Raw genomic sequence first — 23,458 nt, forward strand, 5'->3', positions numbered from 1 at the left:
TCGTTTTGATCAGCGATCGCGAAATGCCGTGCGCGGGCCGGCCAAGGCCGGTCACCGCTGACAGTCGGGCCGTCGCCAAACTCAGTCCGTAAAGCTGACCTGTTTCCGGAAGGCCGCCAGCACATCGTTTGGCGTGGCATCGCATCCGGCCGGCACGACGATCTTGACCGCGATGTCGTCGGCCGCCGGGCTTCGCCCGGTGCTGAGCCGGGCCTGGGCCAAGCGCATGAAATAGATCGCGTTGAGGCTGACGGTCGCGGATCGGTGTCCGAGGTTCCAGCCACGATAGATGTAGGACACCTGATCTTCGGGGTCCGGCGTGTCGACCAGCGAGGGATCCGATCCGTAGGGGCCGACCCAGACGAAGGTAACGAGGGCCGCGCGCGCGCACGAACCCGCCGCGACACGGTGACGTCCGGCGCTTGCGCGTGGCAACGAGGTGCCCGCGCCGAGATCGATCGGAGGGAAACCCGCCCCCGGGGCCGCGATCCCGCTTGGATCGGCGGCTTGTGCGTGCGCATAGGCGCGGACCGCAAGCGATGCTCCCAGGAGGAGGCTCAACAGGACGAGGCAACCCCGCGCTGACGCGGTCAGGCTCGGCGTCTCGGCACGCATCTGCGCTCCTCGATCTAGAATAGTGCCGGAACGATCATCGCCACCACGGATGCCAGCGCCACCAGGGACGCCCCCTGGCCGTCATGCCAGACATGGTAGGCCTCCCGGGATGGGAGCATCGCCAGGATGCGTGCGACGTTGATCGCCACCACGAGGCCGAAGCTCGTTGCGAGCGCACCCAGCGCCGGGCGACTCACGGGTTGATCGGCGATCTTCAGGATGGACAGCCAGATCAATACCGCCAGAGACAGGTTGTGAAAGGACGAGCATCCTTCAAGGACGACGATCGCCCAATCACCACGGACGCTGAGGCTTGCTCCTTCCGTCCCCAGTCCATCGTAGACCAGACGGCCGATTCGATAGACCAGGCCGATCTCCGCGCCCTCGATGCTTTGGTAGAGGATCTTGAAGACGAGCTTGCCCCAGAACGCGTAGATCGAGAGGGCGAGCCAGATCTGCCCGATGCCGGCCCGGTAGCGATCCGCCCGCTTGGTGAGCAGAAACCAGCTGCCGGCGAGCGTCATCGCCAGGTAAACCCCGTGCTGCTCGGGGATGAACCAAGCGAGCGCCGACACCACCAGGATCGCGCGATCGGAGCGCGTCAGCGCCATCCTGCCACCCGGCATGGCAAGGAGCTGTGACAGAAGCGCGGCCAGCGCGAACGCTTCGCCGGCATTGAACTCCACGAGATGCTGTGCGGTCTGCACCTTTTCGAACAGATGGCGCTGCACGATCGCCGACAGCATGGTGCCCGCGGAGAAGAGCAGCACGGCCCAGGCGGCGGCCCGGTCGGCGAGACCCGCAGGGGCCGTGTCCGACCGCATGCCGGTGCCGCGCCGCGCGCGCTCGGTCATGGCGAAACCGTCAGGCCTGCGGCTCGGCATTGCGGAACTGCCGCCGACGCAGGAAGGCCACGGTGCCGCCGACGAGGATCAGACTGAGGGCGGCATTGACCTCCGGCGAGGGGGCGCCCCCTGTGTTGCCGCCGGACCCGCCACCCAAGGAACTCAGACTGAAGGACGATCCTGCGAAGATCCCGGCGCTGAAAAGGGATGTCGAGGCGGTCGTTCTCGTGGTGGTCGGCGCCGCTGCCGGAGCCGCGTTCTGCTTCCCGTTCGTCAACGTGCTGTCCCAGCCGCCCGCGAGGGCGTTTCCGCGGCCGGCCCAAGCGGGACTGCACAGATTAACCGCGATCACTGCAAAGCAGGCCATACTTACGTACTTCATCCTTGCACCCACCCATACTGATATCCGCATGAGGGGACAGTTGCGGCGACGAGAGCAAGCAGTGTTTGATTGATTCGGATCCGATTCACATGTTTTTCGCTGTGTTAACTATGTTTATGCGCATTAACCGTTTCGGTCGGCGCGAAAATAAGTAGATACTGTACATCTCGATTAAGCTTGACAGATCTGGAGGCGATGGCGCGCCACCCCTTCGCGTCTCGACCCGTTCGATCGCGACGGAATCAGGAGACGCCGATGGGCTGCGGCTGACATGCTCTCTGCCGACGCGGATGCCGGTTCGGCGCACGATGGCTCTTCAAAACAAAAGCTTCGCGGCCTGCCGGCTCGGAACGCGCTCGGACCCGATTCCTGCCAACCAGCGGCGAGCCGCGGGCGGTGCCTATGCAAAGCACGATCGTTGACGATCCGGTCGTCAAAACCAGGTGTTGCCGAGCGACTCAGCACATAGTGAACTATGACTAAACGATCTATTTACCAATAAAGTCTTCTCATATCACTACATGCGGCCGTGAGAAGTGTGTCGTGAGCGAAGTCCAGAACATTCTTGAAGGTCCGTGTCCCCGGCCCGGCGACAGCATCGGCTCGGATCGTGCTGCCGTGTTCGATGGGCGATCCGACACGCGCCTGCGCCTTGTCCCGGGCCTGGACGAGCCGGCGCCGGCGTCACAAGCGGCGCCGGCGCTGCCCGATTGGACTGGGCTGGTCGATCTGGTGCGCGCGGCCGCACGCCGTCTGCGCCAGATCGAGGCCCATGCGGAGGATCGGGATCGCTCCTGCAGGCAGGCGTTGCGGCGTGCCCGCGACGCGGTCGTCTCTGCGGAGCGGCAAGCCCAGCAGGCCGAGACCTTGGCCGACGCGGCGGGCCGCCGTGCGGACGCTCGGATTGCAGCCGCCGCGGCGCGGGCCGATGCCGCCGAAGCCTGCGCCCGTGCGGCCGACGCGCGGGCGGTCCAGGCCGGGGCGTTGGCCGCACGCGTACAGGCGGCGATCCTGTCGGAATTCCCGGATTCGACCACGCAGGCCGCGGCATGAGTGCGCCATCCGGATCTCCATCACCCGCGCCGCACCCTCAATCCAAACCGGTGCTCGATCCGCGGCGGATGCCCGTCCTCGTGGTCGACGACGTGCCCTTGATCCGCACGGTGGTCCGCGCCGTCCTCGAACAGATCGGCGTCCGCGACGTGCACGAGGCCCCGGACGGCGCCGCTGCGCTGGCGATGATGAGCGCGCATGCCTACGGCCTCGTCATCTCGGACCTGCACATGTTCCCGATGACCGGCTTCGAGCTGCTCCGCCGGGTGCGCGACGACCGTCGCCTGCGGGAGACGCTGTTCGTGATGATGACCACGAAGGAGCACGCCCACGCCTTCACGGCCGTGCGGCGCGCCGGCGTGAACGCCTGCTTGGTCAAGCCCTTCATGCCGGCCGATCTGCGCCGGACCCTCGCGGAGGTCTGGCCGGCCTGATCGCGGTCCGGGCCCCCTCGCGTGTCGGCGGATTGCCGTCTCTGCCGTGCACCCGCCTTAACCCTGTCTGGACAGTTTTGGGGTTCGCGATCGATTTGGATGTGAAGCGGACAGGGAATGGCTCTACTGTTTCCGATGTGGTGCGCTGTCGAATGCGCACCGTGATCTTGCGTTTTCACAGGTGGAGCGATGCGAGGCGCCCGGCTCGGCTATGTCGACACGATCCGCGGCTTCGCCGCCCTGGCGGTGATCTACTTCCATTTCGCGGACCATCTCGTGAAGACCGGACAGGCGGGAGGCGGAATCGAGTGGGCCTTGTTCCAGGCGCTCACCCAATCCGTCGATCTCGGGAAGGTCGCGGTGGTGATGTTCTTCGCCGTCTCGGGCTTCGTCGTGCCCTACTCGCTCGACGCGCGCAGCCGGACCCCCGTCCGGGATTTCGCGATCGGCCGGTTCTTCCGCCTGTATCCGGCCTATTGGCTGTCGATCCCCATGGGCATCTGCGCCTTCTACGTCGCTTTGGGCCGGGATCTCCCGGTCTCGACCGTGATGGCCAACCTGACGATGCTCCAGCAATTCGCTGGCATCGAGAACATCATCGGGCTGTACTGGACCTTGCAGATCGAGCTGATCTTCTACGGGCTCTGCGTGCTCCTGTTCTGTGCCGGTCTGCTCCAGCGGACGCGGGGCCTCGCGGGCGCGGCGGTGGTGATGCTGGCGGCGGCCATCCTGATGGCGGTGGCGCGCTACCATCTCGGTAAGGCCCTGCCGGTGGCGCTGCCGCTGGCCCTCGCGATCATGTTCTGGGGAACGCTCTGGCGCCGCTGGCATGTCGAAGACCAGCCGGAGGCCCGCCGGGCCGCCCTCGGAATCTTGGCCCTGATCACGCTGGCGATCCCCGTCATCTCGGTGCTCGCCTACGGGCGCGACCTCGGCTTCGGCGAGACGTGGTACCGCTACACCGCCACCTACTGGGTCGCGCTACTGCTCTTCGCCTTGATGACCACGCGCTGCCGGATCGAGGCGCCGCTCTTCGCGTGGCTCGGCGCGGTGAGCTACGGCCTCTACCTGTTCGGCCCGGTCGCCCAGGAGGTGGTGATCGCCGTCGCCCGGTCCGCGGGTCTCGTCGTTCCCGGCCATGCGCTGATCGCCGCCGCGATGCTGGTCGCGCTGGCCATCGCGGCCCCGGTCCATCGCTTCGTCGAGCGGCCCTGCATCCGGTTGGGCCGGCGCCTGATCGCGGATCGATCGCATCCCGGGATTCCAAAGGGCTTGCCCTTTGGTCGGTTGCCAGGGTGAAGCCCTGGCGCGCGTCGCGCTGAAGCCCGACGATTGGTCATAGTCCGACAGCAGGGCGCTGCCCTGCACCCGCAAAAGGCCTGAGGCCTTTTAAATCCAGAACTTCAGGTCCCGCCCGTCATCGGCCCCCGGCGCTGCGGCGGGTGCGCCGCTCGGCCTTGCGGGTCGCGGTCTCGCGCAGATGCTGCTCGATGGACTCGTTGGCGCGGCCGCGCATGTGGCGGATCGCCTCCACGTCGTCGAAGGTCTCGGGGAAACGCCGCGACAGCCACAGATAGGCGCTGGCGAGCTTCACCGTCCGCTCCTGGTAGTCGAGCGCGCCCGCGAGGTTGCCGCGCAGCGCCGGGACCGTGAGGCCCGCCGCCCGCGCCTGGCACCAGCGCTCCAGCAGGCCCATCGCGATCTCGTCGCGCCGGTCGATCGGGCAGACCGAGAAGGCAAACTTTTCCTCGATCGGCATCCGGGCCCGGTCGACCGTCCGGGCGACGTCGAGCACCTCCTCGAGCGCGGAGGGCTGGAACGGCGAGCCCGCGTAGAAGGTCGCCCGGGCGAAATGGGTCAACACCTCGTACAGGCTGTGGGTGCGCATCTCCTCGGCAACCGAGCGGATCGCCCCGAGATCCGGGCGGACGAAGAAGCGCGTATCGGCCGCCGGTGCCGTCGGGGCGCCCGAGAGGGCGGTACGGATCGGCTCAGCGGCATAGGGGTCGGTCGCCGCCACGTAGCCGACATCCTGATGCCCGTAGCGGCCGGCCCGGCCGGCGATCTGGCGGATCTCGGAATGGGTAAGCGCCCGCTCGGCGGTCCCGTCCCACTTGCGCACCGTCGAGAACACGATCCGCTTGAGCGGCCCGAGATTGAGCCCCATGCCGATCGCGTCGGTAGTGACCAGCACGTTGGCCTCGCCGGAGCGGAAGCGTGCGGCCTCGGCCCGGCGGACCTCCGGCGACAAGGCGCCGTAGATCGTCGCCACCCGGTGGCCCCGCGCCACCAGAATCTCGCGGTTCTCGTGCACGGCCCGGCGGGAGAAGGCCACGACCGCGTCGCCCGGCTCGACCTTCTCCAGCGGCACCGGCTCCTCGACAAGCAGGAGCGGCGACTTGCGAGTGAAGGGGATGACCTCCAGCGACTCGTTGGCGGCCTCCGCAGCCCGGCGGACATACGACAGGGCGTCGTCGGAGCCGCAGACGATCACCGTCCGGGCCGCGACGCCGAACAGCGCGTTGGTCCACGCCCAGCCGCGGTCGGGATCCGACAACATCTGGATCTCGTCGATCACCGCCACGTCGATCGGCCGGGTCAGGTCGGCGGTCTCGATGGTGCGGGCGGTGTGGGTCGGGTTCGCCTCGCCCAGCACCTCCTCGCCGGTGATCATGCCGGCGCGGAGCCCCCGCTCGCGCAGGGCCTCGTAGTTCTCCAGCGCCAGGAGGCGCAGCGGCGCGAGGTAGGCGCCGGTCTCGGCCTCCGTCAGGTGCTGGAGCGCCGCATAGGTCTTGCCGGAATTGGTCGGCCCCATGTGGAACAAGATTTTCCGGTTGAGGCGCCGGGCGGCCGTGAAGCGTTCGATATAGGCGCCGAACCCGACCTGATCGCGCAGGCGGCGCAGGCGCGAGCCCTCGCGGGCCACCGCCTTGGCGTGCCGGCGCACGGGAGTGAGCGTGTCGTTGAAGGAACGCGGGAGTTTCGCGCCGTAGGTGAACACACGGGACCGCAGGGAGCGATCCATGTGGGCGATGTAGGCGGCGGCATCCGCCCCGACCTCACGGAGATCCACGAGCAGCTGCGCCCGCAGTCGGTCGACCGGCTTGTGCAGGCTGCGGGTGGCGTCGAGCGCAGTGCGCGCCAGGGCCTCGCGCAAGGGCTCCAGGCCGAGGGTGGGATCGTTGCGGGCCGCCATGCGGGAGAGGATCGCGGCGGCCTCCGGGTCCGGGGCGATGTCGAGCCGAAGGTCCAGCCGGCCGTTGTCGAGGAGCGGGATCTCGGTCCGGACCAGCCACGTGATCCGGTGGTCCTTGGTCACCACGGCCCGCAGGGTCGGAATCGCCTTCCGGATCACCGGAACGCCGGTCTCCGCGAAGGCCCGGGCCGCCCGCATCGCGCGCAACACCTGGGCGACGCGCTCGTCCTCCACCTCGGCGCCGTACTCGGGCAGTTCGAGATGGGCGAGCAGCCGGTCGAGATCGACCGCCTCCGGCGACAGGCCGAGCCTCCCCAGGGACTCGATCAGGCTCTCGATCGTCGGACGGGGACGCTTGCGCGCCATGCGGTCACCTTTGGCAGAAGCGTCTCACGCCAACCCGGACGGGATCGGGCGCGTTCCGATCTCGACCATGCGTCGCGCCGACGCCGCGCGCCACTTCAAACGTGATGCGCGGGCCCGTCATTGCGAGGCCGGGTGGTGGTCTGCCGCCATGGGTTGCTCCGCTGCGTTCGCGATGACGGCTGCAGACGGCACGGCATCGCGGTCTTGGCAGATGCGCGCCAGCTTGGAAGGGCGTGGGCTGCTCTTCTGTGCGAGCCGTGGATTTACGCTTTGGGTCCGGCCACATCGCTGCAGAGACGAGTGCAGGTCCCCACTCCCGAGCGGGCGTAGATGTTCACACTTCGCGGGCGGAGACGCGCTCTCCTCCCCCTTGCGGGGAGGAGTTGGAGTTGGAGGTGGGGGTGGTGCAGAAGGCACCGGGGCGCTCGATCCTGAGCCACCCCCACCCCTGGCCCCTCCCCGCAGGGGGGAGGGGAAACGCGCTTGATTCTCAAGCCTTTGGCATCCAGCAGAGAAGTGTAAATCCGCAAGCCCGCCCGGGAGAGGGGGGCAGGCCGCGCTCCGTCACCAATGCCGGTATCCACCCAAGATCTGTAAACATCGTAGCCCGCATGGCGGAGGGGCCCGTCGCGCTGACGCGGCTCACGGAAGCCGCGCCGTCTCGGCCAGCCAGCCGCAGAAGGCGCGGATCGCGGGATCCTCCGTGCGCGTCTCCGGGACGTAGGTGTAGTAGCTGCGCGCCGGCAGCGCCGGACCCGCGAAGGGCAGGACGAGGCGCCCCACCGCCACGTCGTCGGCGATCAGGCGCTCGGGCCCCATGGCGATCCCCAGCCCGTCCAGGGCGGCCTGAAGCGTCAGGTAGAAATGCTCCAGCGTCACCGAGGCTTGGGGCGTGAGGTCGGGCACGCCGGCTGCCCGCAGCCAGTCCGGCCAGACCCGCGGGAGCGTCGCGGCGTGCAGCAGCGTGTGCTGCCGGAGCTGCGTGGGCTCGTCCAGGGGCAGGCGCCGCAGCAGCGCCGGGCTGCAGACCGGGATGCGCCGTTCGGACAGGAACGGCTCCGCCACATGGCCCGGGCGGGTCTCCGGTCCGCCCCGGATCGCCACGTCGAACGGCTCGGTCAGGCGCGCCAGGGGCACGTTGGAGGTGGTCAGCCGCAGCTCGACCGACGGGTTGGCCCGCTGGAAGCCGGACAGGCGCGGAATCAGCCAGCGCAGGGTAAAGGTCGCCAGAGCGTTGACGTGGAGCAGGTGCGGGCGCCCCCGCTCCACCTGACGGGCGGTCGCCAGGGCGATCCGGTCGAGGGCGGCGCCGATCTCGGCCGCGTAGGCGGCTCCGGCCTCTGTCAGGACGACCCGGCGGTTGTGGCGCTCGAACAGGGGCACGCCCAGCCAGTCTTCCAGCGTCTGCACCTGACGGCTTACCGCCCCGTGGGTGACGTGCAATTCGTCCGCCGCCCGGGTGAAGCTCGCGTGGCGCGCCGCGGCTTCAAAAGCTTTCACGGCGTTCAGTGGCGGCAGCCGGCGATGCACGGGTCAGGTTTCCTCACACGCGGGTCAGCATAAGTCGTTTGTCAGCCTCGAACCAGACAGCCATCCTGTGACGGCAGCCAGAAGGTGACAGGATGGCCCTCGCATCGAACCTGACCGTGTCGTCCGAGCCCGCAGCTCCTCAGGAGACGCGGCGCATCCTCACGGTCACGGGGCTGAACCACGCCCTGCACGACGGTTATACCGATCTCATCTACGTGCTGCTGCCGGTCTGGCAGGCCGAGTTCGGCCTCGACTACGTCGCCCTCGCGCTGCTGCGCTCGCTCTACAACGGCGCCCTGGCGGCGCTGCAGATGCCGGCGAGCCGCTTGGCCCAATCGCTCGGCGCCCGGACCGTCCTGGCGCTCGGCACCCTGTTGAGCGCATTGGGCTATGCCGTCGCGGGTGCCTCGGGCGGCCTGATCGGGCTCGGAATCGGCCTGCTGCTCGGCGGCGCAGGCAGCAGCACCCAGCATCCCCTGGCCTCGGCGGTGATCGCCCGGGCCTACGGACCCGGAGCTCGGGGGCCGCTGGGCACCTACAACTTCACCGGCGATCTCGGAAAGGCGGCGGTTCCGCCGTTGGTCGGCTTCCTGCTGACGCTAACGGGTTGGCGCCACGCCCTCTGGGTGGTGGCGGGTGTCGGCCTCGCGGTGGCGCTCGCCGTCGGCCGCCTGCTGCCGCGTGATCCTGACTCACACGGGACCAGTCCGGGCCCGGCAGCGCGGAAACCGCCGCACGCCGATGGTGTGCCGGCGGGCCGGACCGGGTTCAGGCTCCTCGTCGCGATCGGGATGCTCGACAACGCCGCCCGGCCGGCCTTCCTGATCTACCTGCCGTTCCTGATGCAGGAGAAGGGCGCGGCGCTCACCACGGTCGGCCTCGCGCTGTCCCTCGTCTTCATCGGCGGCGCCCTGGGCAAGGCCGTCTGCGGCCGGATCGGCGAGCGCCTGGGCGTGACCCGCACGGTGATCCTTACCGAGACCGGGACCGCCGTGATGATCCTGGCGGTGATCGCGTTGCCGCTGGCGCCCGTGCTGCTCCTGCTGCCGGTGCTCGGCGTGATGCTGAACGGCACCTCCTCGGTGCTCTACGGCACGGTGCCGGAGCTGGCCCCGGGCGGCCAGGTCGAGCGGGCGTTCGCCGTGTTCTACACCTGGACGCTCGGCGGCAGCGCGCTGGCGGCGCCGCTGCTCTACGGGCGGCTCGGCGACGCGGCCGGCCCGCATTGGGCGGCTGCGGCTGCGGCCGCGACGGCGCTCGCCGCGGTGCCACTCATGCTATCGCTGGCGCCCGCCCTCAGGGAAGGATCCGCGCGGTGCCCGGCCTGAGGCCGGTCTCGTTCAGAGGCTCCCGATCACGCTGACCCGCACGGAATCGGACCGTCCGTCCACCGCGATGTCTCGGACCGCCACTGGTGCGACGCGAGCCGCCCGGTAGACCGCCTCCGACACCACGGCCACGCAGCCGAGGCGCTTGGTCAGCCCCTGAAGGCGCGCGGCGACGTTGACGGTGTCGCCAAGCGCCGTGAAGCGGGCGTCGGTGGCGTCGCCCATCTCACCGACGATCGCCGGGCCGGCATGCACGCCGATGCCGTAGCGCAGGATGTGCTCCAGATCCTCGGCCAGCAGGCGGTTGAGGGCGTCGACGGATTCGCCGATGAGGTCCACCGACCGCAGGGCGTCCCGGGCGGCCTGCTCGGGCTCGCCCTCCAGGCCGAACAGGGCCAGCAGCCCGTCGCCGAGGAACTGGTTGGTCGAGCCACCCGCGGCCCGCACGGCCTCGCCCACCGCGCCGAGGAAGCGGTTGATGATGAACACCGTGTCGTAGGGCAGCCGCTCCTCGGCGAGCCGGGTGGAGCCGCGCAGATCCACGAACATCGCCACGATGAAGCGTTCCTCGCCGGATTCCGCCCGGTCGAGCAGGTCCGTTGGGCGTATCCGCGGCTGCGGCGGCAGCAGCGGCACCACCGCGAGGTCGGTCTCGGGCCGGAACTGGCAGGCAAGGCGCACCCCCGGCCCGGCGGCGATGCGCGCCAGCACCGCCCCCTCGGCCCGGCCGGGCGGCGGTGTGCCGTCGCTGCCATCCGTGACCCGGATCCGGCAGGTCGAGCACCGGCCGCGGCCGCCGCAGACGCTGGCATGCGGGATCCGGTTTCGCCGGCTCGCCTCCAGCACGCTGGTGCCGCGGGGCACCCGGACCACCCGCCCGTCCGGATAGCTGAGCCGGACCGTCCCGCGCTGGATCTCCGACAGGGTCCGCGCCCCGCGGGCCGCGATGACCGCTGCGATGAGGCCCGCGTAGATCAGGAGCATCCGGTCCCGGATATCGGCGAGGCGGGCCACCTGATCGGGCCGCCCAATATGGATGGGCTGGAGTTCCACTGCCCGCCAAGCGGGATCCTGCGCCCGGGCGCGGATCGCCCGGCCGCCCTGCGCGAAGCCCAGCAGCGCCACGACCGGCACCAGCACCGCCAGTGCCAGCAGCGCCGGCGCCGCGCGCCCGAAGCTGGGCTTCAGCCGCAGCCAGTAATACAGGCCCGCGCAGCCATGGACCCAGGCGATGACCAGCACGGCCGCCTGCAGCGCCCCCAGCATCGGGTCCGCCACCCAGAAGGCGTAGAGTTCCTGCGCGTAGCCCTTGTCGAGCCCCTCGGTGGTGAAGGCGATCCGGGTCCCGGCGATGTGGCTGACGAGCAGCGGCGGGATCAGGAGGCCGGAGCCCAGTTGCAGGATCTCGCCAGCCCGCAGGCGGAAGAAGCGGCTCGCGTAGAGGGCCTGGAGCCCGAGCAGGATGTGGAGCGAGAGCGCGCCGTACAGGAGCGCGAGCCCCAGCGGGTTGAGCCAGAGGGCCGTGACGACGTCGAGGCCGTCCTCCAGGGCGGCCAGGGAGACGTTGCCGAGCGTGTGGTTGATCAGGTGGGTCAGCACGTAGCCGAACAGCACCAGACCACTCGCAAGCCGGAGACGGCGCACCGTCAGGAGTACCCGCCGCGGCGCGGCAACGGCCGGCCGGGCGCCGGTGGACTCTCCGGCTGGTTGCAGCGTCGCGATCGCGGCTGTGCGCGTCATGCTGGGGTCCGAGGGGATCGGCCGGCGGCTCGCATTTCCGTGACCCTCGTACCAGCAAGACGTGTATCGCGCCCGATCTATTTCGTCGCTTGCGTGTTCACTGCGCTGCGTGGCGGGTCGACCCGGCGGCCTGCCGCGGGTTACCTCCGTCGACGCGGCACCCCGAACCTCGAGCCGAACCCCGGGATCCGATGCTGGACTTCGACTTCGCCCGACCGGCCGCCGCGGTGGCGACGGACCTGATCGGCGCCGGCCTGTTCGTCGACGGGGCGGGCGGCGTCATCGTCGAGACGGAAGCCTATGACCGGACCGACCCCGCCTCCCACAGTTTCAACGGCCCCACCCGGCGCAACGCCAGCATGTTCGGGGCCCCCGGGACGGTCTACGTCTACCGCTCCTACGGGATGCACTGGTGCCTGAACCTCGTGTGCGAGCCGGGAAGCGCGGTGCTGATCCGGGCGCTGGCGCCGACCGAGGGCATGCCCGTCATGCAGGCCCGGCGGGGTATGGACGAGGCGCGGCTGCTCTGCGCCGGGCCCGGCCGCCTGTGTCAGGCCCTCGGCGTCACCGGCGCCCAGGACGGCTGGCCGGTCGGGCGGGCGCCGTTCCGGTTCACGCCCCGCACGGCGCCGGCCGAGGTGGTGAGCGACCGGCGGATCGGGATCACCCGCGGCGCGGAGACGCCCTGGCGCTTCCTGCTCGCAGGCTCCCGGTTCGTCAGCCGGCCGGTGCGCAGGCCTGGCCCAGCCAGCGGGACCGCGTGACACGCTCCGACCCGGAGATGGGTTGGGCGGACGGTCTCACCCCGTCGTGAGCGCGGAGTCCGGCAGGCGCAGCACGATCCGGTACTCGGAGGCGTCGTGGCTGCGCTCCACGGTCGCTTCGAGCTGGCGCAGGGACATCTCGACCAGCAGCGAGCCGAAGCCCCGGCCCTGCCGCGGCTCGGCCACCCGGGCCATCCGCTCGCACCAGTCCAGGATCAGCCCGTCCGGCCCCCGGTCCCAGGTCACCGACAGAGACCCGTCCTCGGCTCCGAGCGCTCCGTACTTCACGGAGTTGGTCGCCCATTCGTGCAGGATCATCGCCAGCGACGACACGTGCCGCCAGTTGATCGCCACGAGCGGCCCTTCGATCACCGTCGGGACATGGTCGCGGTACGGGCGCAGGGTCGCGCCGATCAGGCCCGCGAGGTCGCTCAGGCCCTGGCCGTCGGTGGGGTCGGCTAGCGAATGGGCCCGGCCCAGCGCCGAGATGCGATCGCGCATGTCGGAGGCGAAGATTCCGATGTCGCGATGCGTGCGCGAGCCCGCCGAGATCATGCCGCCGATGATCGCGAACAGGTTCTTCACCCGGTGGTTCATCTCGCGCAGCATCAGGTCGCGGGTCTCGGCCAGCGCGTATTCCGGCGACACGTCGATGCAGACGCCGACGATGCGCTTCCGGTCGCCGCTTCTGGTCAGGCGCCCGTAGCTCCGGATGTGCCGGGGGGCGTGGTCGGCCGCCCGGACGCGCAGGCGCGCCTCGAACTCGTCGAGCCCGTGGGCAGCATCGGCCAGCGCCGCCTCCAGGCCGACCCGGTCCTCCGGCACCACGGTGGCGACCAGGGCCGGGACCGGGTGCGGGGTGTCGGGTGCGAGGCCGAATATCGTGCCGGCGGTGCTGTCGACCACGATGGTCCCGGCGTCCGGGCTGTATTCCCAGACGCCGATCCCGCCCGCCTTGACGGCCAGCTCCAACCGCTCGCGCTCCGCCGCGAGCTGGCGCTCCAGCGACAGGGCCTCGGTGATGTCGGTCAGCACCAGGGTGGCGCCGTCGATGCTGCCGTTCTGCAGGCGATAGGGCAGGACGCGTAACGACAGCGTCCGGTCGCCGTCCCGAGTGGTGAGGCGCCGCTGGATGGCCGAGCCGCCGGTACAGACCGCCTGCGCGTCGTGCAGATAGTCCTGGCCGGCGAGCCGGCTCGCGACGTCGGCCAGCGGCCGGCCCCGGTCGCCCGGCTGCAGCGGGAAGATCGTGGTGGCCGCCGCGGTGTAGCTGCGCACCCGCAGCTCCCGGTCCAGCACGATGACGGCGAGGTCGGTCGACTCGAAGAAGTTGCGCAGGTCGGCATTGGCGATGGTGAGCTGCTCGACCTTGGTCTTCAGCTCGTCGTTGACCGTGGACAGCTCCTCGTTGGTCGACTGGAGCTCCTCGTTCATCGACATCATTTCTTCGTTGGAACTCTTCAGCTCCTCGTTCGTCGTCTCCAATTCCTCGACGGTCGAGCGCAGCTTGTAGCGCGTGCGCAGCAATTCCCCTTCCAGTGCTTCGACATGGTCGCCGCCCGCGTCCAGGTCGAGCAGGTCGAGGTCGCTCGACGGTTCGAAGGCGCTGGTGTCGCGCAGGACCAGCAGCATCGAGCCGTCCGGTAGCGGATCGCAGATCAGTTCGACCTGCTGCAGGCCGTATTCCGAGCGCACCTCCACGTTCCGGACCGCCACGCGCTTGCGCGCGTCCCGGGTCCGCCGGAGCAGGGGGCCGATCACGTCGCGCAGGCCAGGCCGTGCTAGCGTGATCGCGCTGGTGCCGCCGGTGCGCGTCACCGGGAAGTCGAAGTAGCGGCTCAGGGGCCCGTAGGCACTGATGATGCCGCCATCCTCGTTCAGCACCATGCTGGGCGGGGCGTAGCGCTCGATCACGCGCCGCACCGCCGCCGACTCGTCGGCGGTCGATGGTTCGCCCCGGCGCTCCTCGCGCCCACCGCGCCGGACCTCGCCGCGCCGGGCGCTGCCGGGCAGGTCGATCGGGTATTGCGGCGAGCCCGGCGGCCGCTCGAACAGGCGCGCGTGCTGGTCGAGGACGGGGAACAGGTGCTCGAACCGGCTCACGCTCTCGGAGGGGCCGAGGAACAGGTAGCCGCCCGGCCGCACCGCGTAGTGGAACAGCGGCACCACCGATTGCTGCAGGCGCTCGTCGAAATAGATCAGCAGGTTACGGCAGGAGAGCAGGTCGATCCGGGAGAAGGGCGGGTCCTTGACCAGGCTGTGGCTGGAGAAGCGGATCAGGTCGCGGATCTCGGCCGCGATGGTAAAGCGCTCGGCATGCGGGATGATGTAGCGCTCGCGCATCGGGGCCGGGATGTCGGCCAGAGCCGCGGCCGGATAGCTCGCCTCCCGGGCGATCTGGAGCATGCGCTCGTCGATGTCGGTGGCGAAGATCTGCACCGCCAGCGGCAGGTCGAGGCTGCGGGCAGCCTCGGCGAACAGCATGGCCATGCTGTAGGCCTCCTCGCCGCTGGAGCAGCCCGGGATCCAGACCCGGATGTCCTCGTTCGGATCGCGGTTGCGCAGCAGCGGCTCGACCACCCGCTCCCGCAAGGTCTCGAACAGCTCGGCGTCGCGGAAGAAGCGGGTGACGTTGATCAGGAGGTCGCGGAACAGGGCCTCGCACTCGCCCTTGTCGGCGCGGACGCGGGCGAGATAGGCCCGGCCGGATTCTGAGCCCAGCACGTGCATGCGCCGCTCGACCCGGCGCCCGAGGGTGGTGCGCTTGTAGCCGGCAAAATCATGGCCCACGGCGGCGCGGAGCACCCGGCACAGGTCGTCGAGATAGTCGGACACCGCGCCCGATTCCGCATCGGTGCCGCGGCGGCGGAAGAAGGCCGAGAGGCAATCCACGATCTCGCCCGGCGGCTGCACGAAGTCGACGAGGCCGGTGCCGACCGCCGAGACCGGCATGCCGTCGTAGCGGGCGGTATCCGGCTGCTGCACCACGCAGACGCCGCCATGTTCCTTGATGGCGCGCAGGCCGGTGGTGCCGTCCGCGCCGGTGCCCGACAGGATCACGCAGGCCGCGTTGGCCTGCTGATCGACGGCCAGCGACAGGAAGAAATCGTCGATCGGCCGGCGTAAGCCCCGCGGCTGCGCGAACTGCGTGAGTTCGAGGACGCCGTTCTGGATGACCAAGCCCCGGCCCGGCGGGATGATGTAGACCTTGTCGCCGGCGATCCGCTCGCCGCCCTCGCACTGGAGCACCTCCAGCCCGGTATGCCGGTCCAGCAGCTGGGCCAGCATGCTCTCGTGGTTGGGATCGAGGTGCTGGACGATGACGAAGGCCATGCCCGTCGGCGTCCGGGCGCGGGCCAGCATCTCGCGCAGGGCCTCGAGCCCGCCCGCCGAGGCCCCGATCCCCACCACCGGCCCGGTGAAGGGCGCGGCCACGACCTGACCGGCGCCGCCCAGGACCTCCGGGGCTCCCGCCCCGGGCTCGTCAAGGAAATCCTGGTGCATCGAGATCCGCGAGGGTGAGCTTCGCCTGCGCGACGGTGGCGACGGTGTTGGCGATCGTCATCAGCGACCCCTCGATGACGATGCCGCTCTCCACAAGCGTCGGACTCAACCGGGACAGGGTCCGGCTCAGTTCGATATCGTACGCAGAAAGCAACTCTGGTTGCGAGCGGCTGATGTCGAATTGGGATGCGAAAAGAAAGCGCACCTCGCCCGAAAGAGCCTTCAGTTTCGACATGTACAGCAGATTGACGAACGGCCGCCCGTCCTTGCGGAAATTCACGATCGTCGTCCGGACGGCATTGATCCGATCGTCTTCGAGGAAGGCGCGAATCTTGGCGCGGGCCTCCCGGTTCTCCGCATCCTTCTGCAGGACGCGGCAATTGCGGCCGACGACGTCCGTCGCATCATAGCCGGTCAGCTTGTGGAACGGCGCATTCACCAGCAGCAGCGGGTTGTCGGCGGTGACGGCGGCAAGCGCGAGGGCGATGTGGGCGCTGTCGAAATAGCTCTTCAGTTCGGCCGGAACGTTCTGCGTATCCACGGCAGATCCTCTGTCGCCTCACCGTTCGGCCCATCACGGCCGGTCCGGCCCGTCCCACTGGCCGGCCCGCCACCTTAAGAACGGCCACGCTGTCTGGTTCCCGCTTCGAACCGCGAAGCAGCGTTCCGTCGTGGGCGCGGCAGCCCGAGGTCGCAGCCGCGCGCAGCGATGACGGACGGTCGCGCCAGCTTCAGCAGGCTGCCCGAGCGTCCCGATATCGCGTCATCGTGTTCCGGCCGCCTGCTCTCAGTCGCGGTGCGTGCTGGTTTCGGCCTCAGCCCTCGCCCGCGATGATCCCCCGGATCCGGGTGGCGAGCGCCTCCAACGCGAAGGGCTTTGTCATCACCCGCATGCCGGGGCCGAGATGACCGTGGTTGAGGGCGGCGTTCTCGGCGTAGCCGGTGATGAACAGTACCTTGAGGTCCGGGCGGTGCCGCCGCCCGGCCTCGGCCATCTGGCGGCCGTTCATGCCGCCGGGCAGCCCGACATCGGTGATCAGCATGTCGATGCGCACATCCGACTCGAGCACCTTCAGGCCGGAGGCCCCATCGGCCGCCTCGATCGCCGCGTAGCCGAGATCCTCCAGCACCTCGGTCACCAGCATTCGCACGGTGGGCTCGTCGTCCACCACCAAGACGGTCTCGCCCTGCTCGGCGCGCGGTGCGTGGACGAGATCGGGCAGGATCGTGTCCCCCTCCGCCTCGCCGAGATGGCGGGGCAGATACAGGCAGACCATCGTGCCCTGGCCGAACTCCGAGTAGATCCGGACCTGCCCGCCCGACTGCTTGGCGAAGCCGTAGATCATCGACAGGCCGAGGCCCGTGCCTTCGCCGATAGGCTTCGTCGTGAAGAAGGGGTCGAAGGCCTTGGTGGCGACGTCCGCCGTCATGCCGGTGCCGTTGTCCGAGACGCAGAGGGTCACGTACTGCCCCGGCTCCAAATCGCGCGCCTGCGCGGCCCTGTGGTCGAGCCAGCGGTTCGCCGTCTCGATGACGATACGGCCGCCGTCGGGCAGGGCGTCCCGGGCGTTGAGGCACAGGTTGAGGAGCGCGTTCTCCAACTGGCTCGGATCGACCAGCGTCGGCCACAGGCCGCCGGCTCCGATCGACTCGATCGCCACCGCGGGGCCGACCGTGCGGCGCACCAGCTCCATCATGCCCTCGACGAGGCGGTTCACGTCCGTGGGTTTCGGATCGAGGGTCTGGCGGCGCGAGAAGGCGAGCAGGCGATGGGTCAGGGCGGCGGCGCGCCGGGCCGCCCCCTGGGCCGCGCCGATATAGCGGTCGAGATCGGCGACCCGGCCCTGCAGCATCCGGGTCTGCATCAGCTCCAGGGAGCCGACGACTCCGGCCAGCATGTTGTTGAAATCGTGGGCGAGGCCGCCGGTCAGTTGCCCGACCGCCTCCATCTTCTGCGATTGGCGCAGGGCTTCTTCGGCCCGCATCAGCTCGGCGGTCCGCTCGGCGACGCGTTGTTCCAGCGTCTCGTTGAGGCTGCGCAAGGCCGCAGCGGCCCGGTCCCGCTCGGCCGCCACGGCCCGGCGCTCGTCCACGTCGATCAGGACCCCCGGGAAGCTGAGCGGCGTGCCATCGGGCCCGTGGTCGACGCGGCCGTTCGCCTCCAGCCAATAGTAGCGCCCGTCGGCGCGGCGGACCCGGTACTGGTGCGCGTAGGCCCCGCCCCGGGCGATCGCGGCCTCGATCGCCGCGGCGAGCCCCGCCCTGTCGTCGGGGTGGACGGTCTCCACCACCTGGGCCAGGCTCAGGCCCTCGCGCCCCACGGCCGGGTCGAGGCCGAAACTCCGCGCAAACGCCTCGTCCACGGTGAACCGGTCGCTCGGCAGGTCCCACAGCCACGTGCCGATGATCGCGCCCGCCGCCAGGGCGAGCTGGACGCGCTCGCTGTTCGCACGGGCCAGGGCCTCGCTGGCGCGCAGCGCATCCTCCGCCTTCCGGCGCGCCGTGATGTCCCGGAACAGCACCGAGACTTGGCGCCGGCTCGGCGGCTCGATCCGGACCGCCGAGACCTCGATGGTGCGGTCCACGAGCGCGAAGTAGCGCTCGAACCGGATCGGCGTGCCGGTGCGCAGCACGCCGCCGTAGAGGTCGAGCCAGGCCTCTGCGTCGTCGGGCGGGACGAGGCCGCGCAACGTTCGCCCGACGATGCCGGCGATGCCGGTATGCCGCTCGTAGCCCGGATTGGCCTCGACGTGGATGTAGTCGCTCAGCGGGCCGTGCGGGCCGTCGAGGAAGGTGATGACGCAGAAGCCGTCGTCGATGGCCTCGAACAGGGTCCGGTAGCGCTCCTCGCTGGCGCGCAGGGCCTGCTCGGCCGCGCGCAGATCCGTGCGGTCGCGCAGGATCGTGACGAAGCCGGTCAGATCTCCGGCTGCGTCGCGCACGGCCATCGTCTCGCCGGAGACCCAGCGGCGCTCTCCGTCGGCGCGCAGGCGCCAGCCCGCCTCCTCGGCGCGGCCCTGGTCCAGCGCGGTGCGCATCGCCTGCTCCGGGCGCCCCTCCGCCCGGTCCTCGGGGGTGAACAGCTTCGCGACCGGCCGGCCGCGCATCGCGTGCGCGGTCCAGCCGAGGATGGCCTGTGCGCCGGCATTCCAGTCCGTGACGTGACCCGCCGGGTCGGTGGCGATGAGGGCGATGTGCGTGGCGCCGTCGAGGGCCGCCCAGGGGCGCTGCGCGCCCGCCGTCCGGCGGTCCTCCATGGCCGCGCATCCCGCCGCCCGGGCGCGCAGCGCGGCCGCCTCCGTCTCCAGCGCCAGGGCGCGCCGCAGAAGGTCGTCGGGCCCGGGCGCATCCATGGTCAGGCGCCCCGCCGCGCCGGGGCGCATGCATGCGGGGCGCGGCCGGTCTCGGTGAGAGCTGAGAGGGGGGCGGGCACGGGGATCAGCCTGCGACAAGACGGACGTTGCGTGGGCGCCTTCTGCCGGAAACCGGGTTTGCGCGCCACCTGTCCGAGGCGTTACCGCAGCGGCCGAGCGTCGACGCCCCGTCTTGGCCCTCACAAATCCGGAAATTCGTTCGCCAGATGGTCGATGAGGGCGCGGACGGCGGGCGGCAGGCCGCGGCGGGTCGTGAAAACGATATGGACGATGCCGTCCCGGCTCCGCCAGTCCCGGAATACGCGAACGAGCCTGCCGGAGTTCAAGTGCGCCGCGCAGGCGTGATCAGGCAGGAAGGCGACGCCTAGTCCGTCCGCAGCCGCCTCGCAGAGAACCGCGTAGTCGGCGCAGGTCAGCCGGGGCTCGTGGCGCACCACATGCGCCGTCCCGTCCGCGCGCTCAAGCATCCAGGTGGTCTCGCCCGCCTCGTCTCTCGTATCTAGGGTCGGCACCGAGGCGAGGTCGGCCAGGTCGGCACCGAGGCCGCTCGCGACCTGTGGGCTGGCAACGAGGATCCAGCGGGATCGTCCCAGCGACCGCATCGTGAGGGATGCGTCGCTCGTCAACGCGTGGCGGACGCGGAGCGCGACATCGATCCGCTCCGCGATCAGGTCGACGGCTCGATCCGTCACGACGAGTTGGAGCCGGACTTTCGGGAAGCGGTCGAGGAACCCGCGTGCGATGGCCGACACCACCTTCACGAGGTTCGGCGGACAGCTCATGCGGATGCGGCCATGCGGTTCGGCCTGGGCTTCCGCAACGAGCGCCTCGGCCCGCTCGGCTTCCAGCATCATGGCGCGGCAGCGCTCGTAGAAGGTCTGTCCGACCTCGGTGACGCGAAAGCGTCGGCTGGAGCGCTCGATCAGCCGCACCCCGAGCCGAGCCTCCAGCGCCGAGACACGGCGGCTCAGCTTCGACTTCGGCTCGCGGAGCGCCCGACCTGCCGCGGTGAAACCGCCATGGGCGACGACCTCGGCGAAGGTGACGTAGTCGTTGAGGTCTGCGCGCATCATCGTTCCTCAATTGGAACGCTACGTGCCATATCCGCCGTCTGTCCGCATCATCGTTCTAGGAGCATCTCTCTGGCAGCGGCTCACAGGCAGCCGAACCACGGAGAACGACGATGACCGGCAGATTCCAGAACAAGGTTGTGGTGGTGACCGGCGGCACCAGCGGCATCGGCCTCGCCGCCGCTAAGGCTTTCTCGCGGGAGGGCGCCTCGGTGTTCGTCACCGGCCGCCGTCAGGACGCGCTCGACGCGGCGGTGACACAGATCGGCGGCCGGATCACCGGTGTTCGCGGCGACATGGCGAACCTCGCCGACATCGACCGCCTCTACGACGTCGTCCAGCAGAAGCACGCACAGATCGACGTCGTCTTCGCCAATGCCGGCGGTGGTGCGTTCGCGCCGCTCGGTGCCATCACCGAGGAGCAGTTCGACAGCACCTTCGCCACCAACGTGAAGGGCACGCTCTTCACCGTTCAGAAGGCCCTTCCGCTCCTCAAGGATGGCGGTGCGGTGGTGCTGACCGGCTCGACCGCCGGCAGCGAAGGGACGCCGGCCTTCAGCGTCTATTCCGCCAGCAAGGCGGCGGTGCGCAACTTCGCGCGCAACTGGATCCTCGACCTGAAGGAGCGCCGCATCCGCATCAACGTGGTCAGCCCCGGCGCGACGCGCACGCCCGGCCTCGTCGGCCTCGCCGGTGACGATGCCGAAAAGCAGCAGGGCCTTCTCGATTTCCTGGGTTCGCGCATCCCCCTCGGGCGCGTCGGCGAGGCGACGGAGGTCGCCAATGCGGTCTTGTTCCTGGCCTCCGACGAGGCAAGCTTCGTCAACGGCGTCGAATTGTTCGTCGACGGCGGTCAGGCCCAAGTCTGAGGCGGTACGTCGAACGCCCCCATCTCAACGTCCATGTCGATTCACAGTGACGGAACGCTGAAGCCGATGGGGGCACAACGAACGTAAGCAGCCGGTCCGCTTGGCACTCCATGCCCCGATAAGCGGACGGGCTGCTTGCCACCCTCAGCGATCCTTCGGACGATCAAGCGGATCGAGTCTCCATCCTAGCGCGGCTCGGCGAGCCGGCAGGCCGCACCGCTCGCCCGGGGATAGCCGTAGTAGATCGCCTCGGCCTGCGCGGTGGCGCGGCCGGCGATCTCCGGCACCGAGGCCGTCTGCGTATCGAGGACCGCCCCACCGGCCCCGGTGAACGTGCAGAGAATCGTCACCGGCATCGCCGGATCGGAGCCGGTGTTGCGCAACTCGACCTGAGCCCGCTGCGGCTCGTGCGAATCCGGCGGCGTGTGGAGGCGGGTTTCCTGTATCGTGAGGGATCCCGCGGCGCGCACCGGAAGAGCCGCCCCGACCAGCAGGCCGGCGGCCAGAAGAACCCGCGCCGCGCGCGGGCACCGCATCCCGGACATGATCGTCATACCCTCCGTCCTGCCTCTGCGTCCTGTTTCCGCGTCCTGCGATGCGTCGCCGTCGGCCGCCTCCCGTCAACCCCGAGAACCCGTGTTGGGTCTCCGGGCGCGCATCGGCCGGATAGAGACGCGTTCAGTTGCGCAGCGGCTTGGCGTCGATCTGCATCCGATAGATGGTCGTCGGGAATTTTACCGCCGAGGTCTCGCCGCCGTTCATCGCCGGCGTGCGGTTCATCTGCGCGGCCGGGATCCAGAGGCCGCCCTGCTCGTCGATCCACATTGCGTCGACCCAGACCAGCCGGGGATCCTGCACGAGCGTGCTCATCGTGCCGTCCGGTGCAATTTTGAGGATGCGCAGGCCATCCGTGTCGCTCGTGTAGATGGTGCCGGATGCGTCGATCGCCGTGCCGCCCGTCGCCACGGTGGCGGCATGGAGCTTGACGTGCTTGGCCCGCTCGTCATCGCCCACGGAGGCATCGTCGAGATACTGGGTCTCGATGCTGTAGAGCGGGCCGGTGCAGGCTTGGTAGTAGAAGGTCTTGCCGTCCGGCGCGACCTCCAGCTGGTCGGCGTGGATGAACAGCAGCTTGCCCTTGTCGTCCCGCAGCACCCGGCCCTGGCCGGTGAGCGGACGCTGCGCGATCGTCGACCAATGCCCGTCGAGCACCCGCCGCAGGGCCCCGGTGTCGAGGTCGAGGACGAGCAGCCCGGGCTGCCCGGCATCCGTCAGGTAGACCTTGCGGCCGTTGAAGCGGAAATCATCGATGAAGCTCCGGTCGTTGGTGGCCGCCTGCAGCGGGTAGACCTTGCGCACGGTGTTGGTGGCGAGATCGATCTGCACGAGCTTGGGGCCGCCCGGCAGCGGCGCTTCGCCCATGCCGGGGGCGCCCTTGTCGACCACCCAGAGGTCGCCGTCCGGCCCGATCCGGATGGCGTTGACCGCCACGAAGGCCTTGGCCGGGTCGTCGCCGGCCTTCCAGGCGTTCCACCCCGCGTCGGGATAGGCCACGGCCTTGCCGTCCTTCCACTCGCCGAGTTCGATCCCCGTGTCCTTGGACTGGCGCTGGAACGGCGAGAACACCCGGCCGTCCGCCGAGCGGGTGACACCGTTGAACACGAGACTGTCCGACTGGATCATCGGCTTGAGGGCGTCGGAGTCGGCCGGTGCCTCTTCGGCCCGTCCGGGCGTCGCCAAGCCGGCCACGAGCAGGAGGGCGACTAGTGCGGAGCGTGTCATGCGGCGTCCCGGATCGCTGGGCGAGGGGTATTGGCCGGAAAGCGCGAAGGACGGTCCATGTTCCGTGCCGGGTCGCAGGTGGCTGGGATCGCGCCGGAAATCGCAATGGATGCGACGCTTCGCCCGGGCTAGATCCCGCGTGATTAAGAACATATAGTGAACACGAAGGGTGGGCCGAAGGCGGCCAAGAGGAGCACGGGATGGCACGCTACCGTTTCCACTGCACCAACGGCCTCGAATGCGTGTTCGACGCCCGCGGCGCCGAGGTTCGCGCCGCCGGCCGGTTAGGCGCCCGGGCCCAGAAGGTCGCGGCCGACGTGCGGCGCGCGCTGGCGAACCGGACCGACTGGGCCGAATGGCGTGTCACCGTCCACGACCTGACCGGACGGCGCGTCCTCGTGCAGCCCTTCGAGGCCACGCGCGACCGGGTGAAAGCGGCGGCCTGAATGGTCTCGCGGATGACGACGGCCCGGCCGCCAGCCCCGAACGCGACGCGCCCGGGTCTGCTGACGCCGGAGAAGCGGACCGAGGACGTCGATCAGACGATCCGTCCGCTGAGCCTGGCCGAGTTCATCGGCCAGCGCGCGGCCCGGGCCAACATGCAGG

At 69.9% G+C, this 23,458-nt stretch carries 19 protein-coding genes and 1 pseudogene; 8 read left to right on the plus strand and 12 right to left on the minus strand.

The features are described 5' to 3' along the window. Window positions 1-81: 81 nt before the first annotated feature. From OXS27_RS28245 to OXS27_RS28255, 3 genes are all read right to left on the minus strand, one after another. A complete protein-coding gene (locus OXS27_RS28245; RefSeq protein WP_267360648.1) occupies window positions 82-615 on the minus strand; it encodes a hypothetical protein in 534 nt (177 codons plus the stop codon). A 14-nt stretch (window positions 616-629) separates the two neighbouring features. After that, on the minus strand, window positions 630-1,361 hold the full coding sequence (locus tag OXS27_RS28250) for a hypothetical protein (protein ID WP_267360650.1): 732 nt from the start codon (window positions 1,359-1,361) through the stop codon (window positions 630-632). Window positions 1,362-1,479: 118 nt separating this feature from the next. Further along, window positions 1,480-1,737, minus strand: a complete 258-nt coding sequence (locus OXS27_RS28255; protein WP_267360652.1) for a hypothetical protein — start codon at window positions 1,735-1,737, stop codon at window positions 1,480-1,482. 648 nt (window positions 1,738-2,385) lie between these two features. On the opposite strand from OXS27_RS28255, the gene OXS27_RS28260 reads away from it, so the two are divergent. The 3 genes from OXS27_RS28260 (at window position 2,386) to OXS27_RS28270 (ending at window position 4,628) form a co-directional block, all read left to right on the plus strand. Further along, on the plus strand, window positions 2,386-2,895 hold the full coding sequence (locus OXS27_RS28260) for a hypothetical protein (RefSeq protein WP_267360654.1): 510 nt from the start codon (window positions 2,386-2,388) through the stop codon (window positions 2,893-2,895). 68 nt (window positions 2,896-2,963) lie between these two features. Beyond that, window positions 2,964-3,329 (plus strand): response regulator, encoded by a 366-nt coding sequence (locus tag OXS27_RS28265; RefSeq protein WP_267360656.1) that lies wholly within the window; start codon window positions 2,964-2,966, stop codon window positions 3,327-3,329. Window positions 3,330-3,518: 189 nt separating this feature from the next. Beyond that, window positions 3,519-4,628 carry an acyltransferase gene (locus OXS27_RS28270; RefSeq protein ID WP_267360658.1) on the plus strand — a complete coding sequence of 370 codons (1,110 nt, stop codon included), beginning with the start codon at window positions 3,519-3,521 and terminating at the stop codon, window positions 4,626-4,628. A gap of 118 nt (window positions 4,629-4,746) precedes the next feature. On the opposite strand, the gene OXS27_RS28275 is transcribed toward OXS27_RS28270, so the two are convergent. Both OXS27_RS28275 and gcvA read right to left on the minus strand, forming a co-directional pair. After that, the gene (locus OXS27_RS28275; protein WP_267360660.1) at window positions 4,747-6,891 is read right to left on the minus strand and encodes a helicase-related protein; all 2,145 of its coding nucleotides are present in this window, start codon (window positions 6,889-6,891) and stop codon (window positions 4,747-4,749) included. Window positions 6,892-7,533: 642 nt separating this feature from the next. After that, window positions 7,534-8,421 (minus strand): transcriptional regulator GcvA, encoded by an 888-nt coding sequence (gene gcvA / locus OXS27_RS28280; protein ID WP_243926093.1) that lies wholly within the window; start codon window positions 8,419-8,421, stop codon window positions 7,534-7,536. 92 nt (window positions 8,422-8,513) lie between these two features. Between gcvA and OXS27_RS28285 the strand changes: the two genes are divergently transcribed. Beyond that, window positions 8,514-9,749, plus strand: coding sequence for an MFS transporter (locus OXS27_RS28285; RefSeq protein ID WP_267360662.1), 1,236 nt, complete (start codon window positions 8,514-8,516; stop codon window positions 9,747-9,749). A gap of 12 nt (window positions 9,750-9,761) precedes the next feature. Here the strand turns inward: OXS27_RS28285 and OXS27_RS28290 are convergent, their stop codons facing one another. Next, window positions 9,762-11,489: an adenylate/guanylate cyclase domain-containing protein gene (locus tag OXS27_RS28290; RefSeq protein WP_267360664.1), complete on the minus strand. Its 1,728-nt coding sequence runs from the start codon at window positions 11,487-11,489 to the stop codon at window positions 9,762-9,764. A 191-nt stretch (window positions 11,490-11,680) separates the two neighbouring features. On the opposite strand from OXS27_RS28290, the gene OXS27_RS28295 reads away from it, so the two are divergent. After that, window positions 11,681-12,253: a DNA-3-methyladenine glycosylase gene (locus OXS27_RS28295; protein WP_243926086.1), complete on the plus strand. Its 573-nt coding sequence runs from the start codon at window positions 11,681-11,683 to the stop codon at window positions 12,251-12,253. A 36-nt stretch (window positions 12,254-12,289) separates the two neighbouring features. Here OXS27_RS28295 and OXS27_RS28300 read toward each other — a convergent pair whose 3' ends face one another. From OXS27_RS28300 to OXS27_RS28315, 4 genes are all read right to left on the minus strand, one after another. After that, window positions 12,290-15,757 (minus strand): CheR family methyltransferase, encoded by a 3,468-nt coding sequence (locus tag OXS27_RS28300; protein WP_267360667.1) that lies wholly within the window; start codon window positions 15,755-15,757, stop codon window positions 12,290-12,292. Then, a complete protein-coding gene (locus OXS27_RS28305; protein ID WP_267360670.1) occupies window positions 15,738-16,298 on the minus strand; it encodes a PAS domain-containing protein in 561 nt (186 codons plus the stop codon). Before OXS27_RS28305 ends, OXS27_RS28300 begins: the two co-directional genes overlap by 20 nt. A gap of 274 nt (window positions 16,299-16,572) precedes the next feature. After that, window positions 16,573-19,110 carry a PAS domain S-box protein gene (locus OXS27_RS28310; protein ID WP_267360672.1) on the minus strand — a complete coding sequence of 846 codons (2,538 nt, stop codon included), beginning with the start codon at window positions 19,108-19,110 and terminating at the stop codon, window positions 16,573-16,575. Window positions 19,111-19,310: 200 nt separating this feature from the next. Next, window positions 19,311-20,204, minus strand: coding sequence for a LysR substrate-binding domain-containing protein (locus tag OXS27_RS28315; protein ID WP_267360675.1), 894 nt, complete (start codon window positions 20,202-20,204; stop codon window positions 19,311-19,313). Between the two features lie 110 nt (window positions 20,205-20,314). On the opposite strand from OXS27_RS28315, the gene OXS27_RS28320 reads away from it, so the two are divergent. Continuing rightward, complete coding sequence (locus OXS27_RS28320) at window positions 20,315-21,070, plus strand: SDR family oxidoreductase (protein ID WP_243926071.1); 756 nt, start codon at window positions 20,315-20,317, stop codon at window positions 21,068-21,070. 185 nt (window positions 21,071-21,255) lie between these two features. Here OXS27_RS28320 and OXS27_RS28325 read toward each other — a convergent pair whose 3' ends face one another. Beyond that, complete coding sequence (locus OXS27_RS28325; protein WP_243926069.1) at window positions 21,256-21,624, minus strand: hypothetical protein; 369 nt, start codon at window positions 21,622-21,624, stop codon at window positions 21,256-21,258. A 124-nt stretch (window positions 21,625-21,748) separates the two neighbouring features. Further along, a complete protein-coding gene (locus OXS27_RS28330; RefSeq protein WP_243926067.1) occupies window positions 21,749-22,852 on the minus strand; it encodes a major royal jelly family protein in 1,104 nt (367 codons plus the stop codon). Window positions 22,853-23,052: 200 nt separating this feature from the next. Between OXS27_RS28330 and OXS27_RS28335 the strand changes: the two genes are divergently transcribed. After that, window positions 23,053-23,298 carry a hypothetical protein gene (locus OXS27_RS28335; RefSeq protein ID WP_243926065.1) on the plus strand — a complete coding sequence of 82 codons (246 nt, stop codon included), beginning with the start codon at window positions 23,053-23,055 and terminating at the stop codon, window positions 23,296-23,298. Between the two features lie 12 nt (window positions 23,299-23,310). Further along, a pseudogene (locus OXS27_RS28340) lies at window positions 23,311-23,458 on the plus strand (Holliday junction branch migration DNA helicase RuvB); the annotation flags it as partial.

The organism is Methylobacterium sp. GC_Met_3 (assembly GCF_026540775.1).
Lineage (GTDB): Bacteria > Pseudomonadota > Alphaproteobacteria > Rhizobiales > Beijerinckiaceae > Methylobacterium.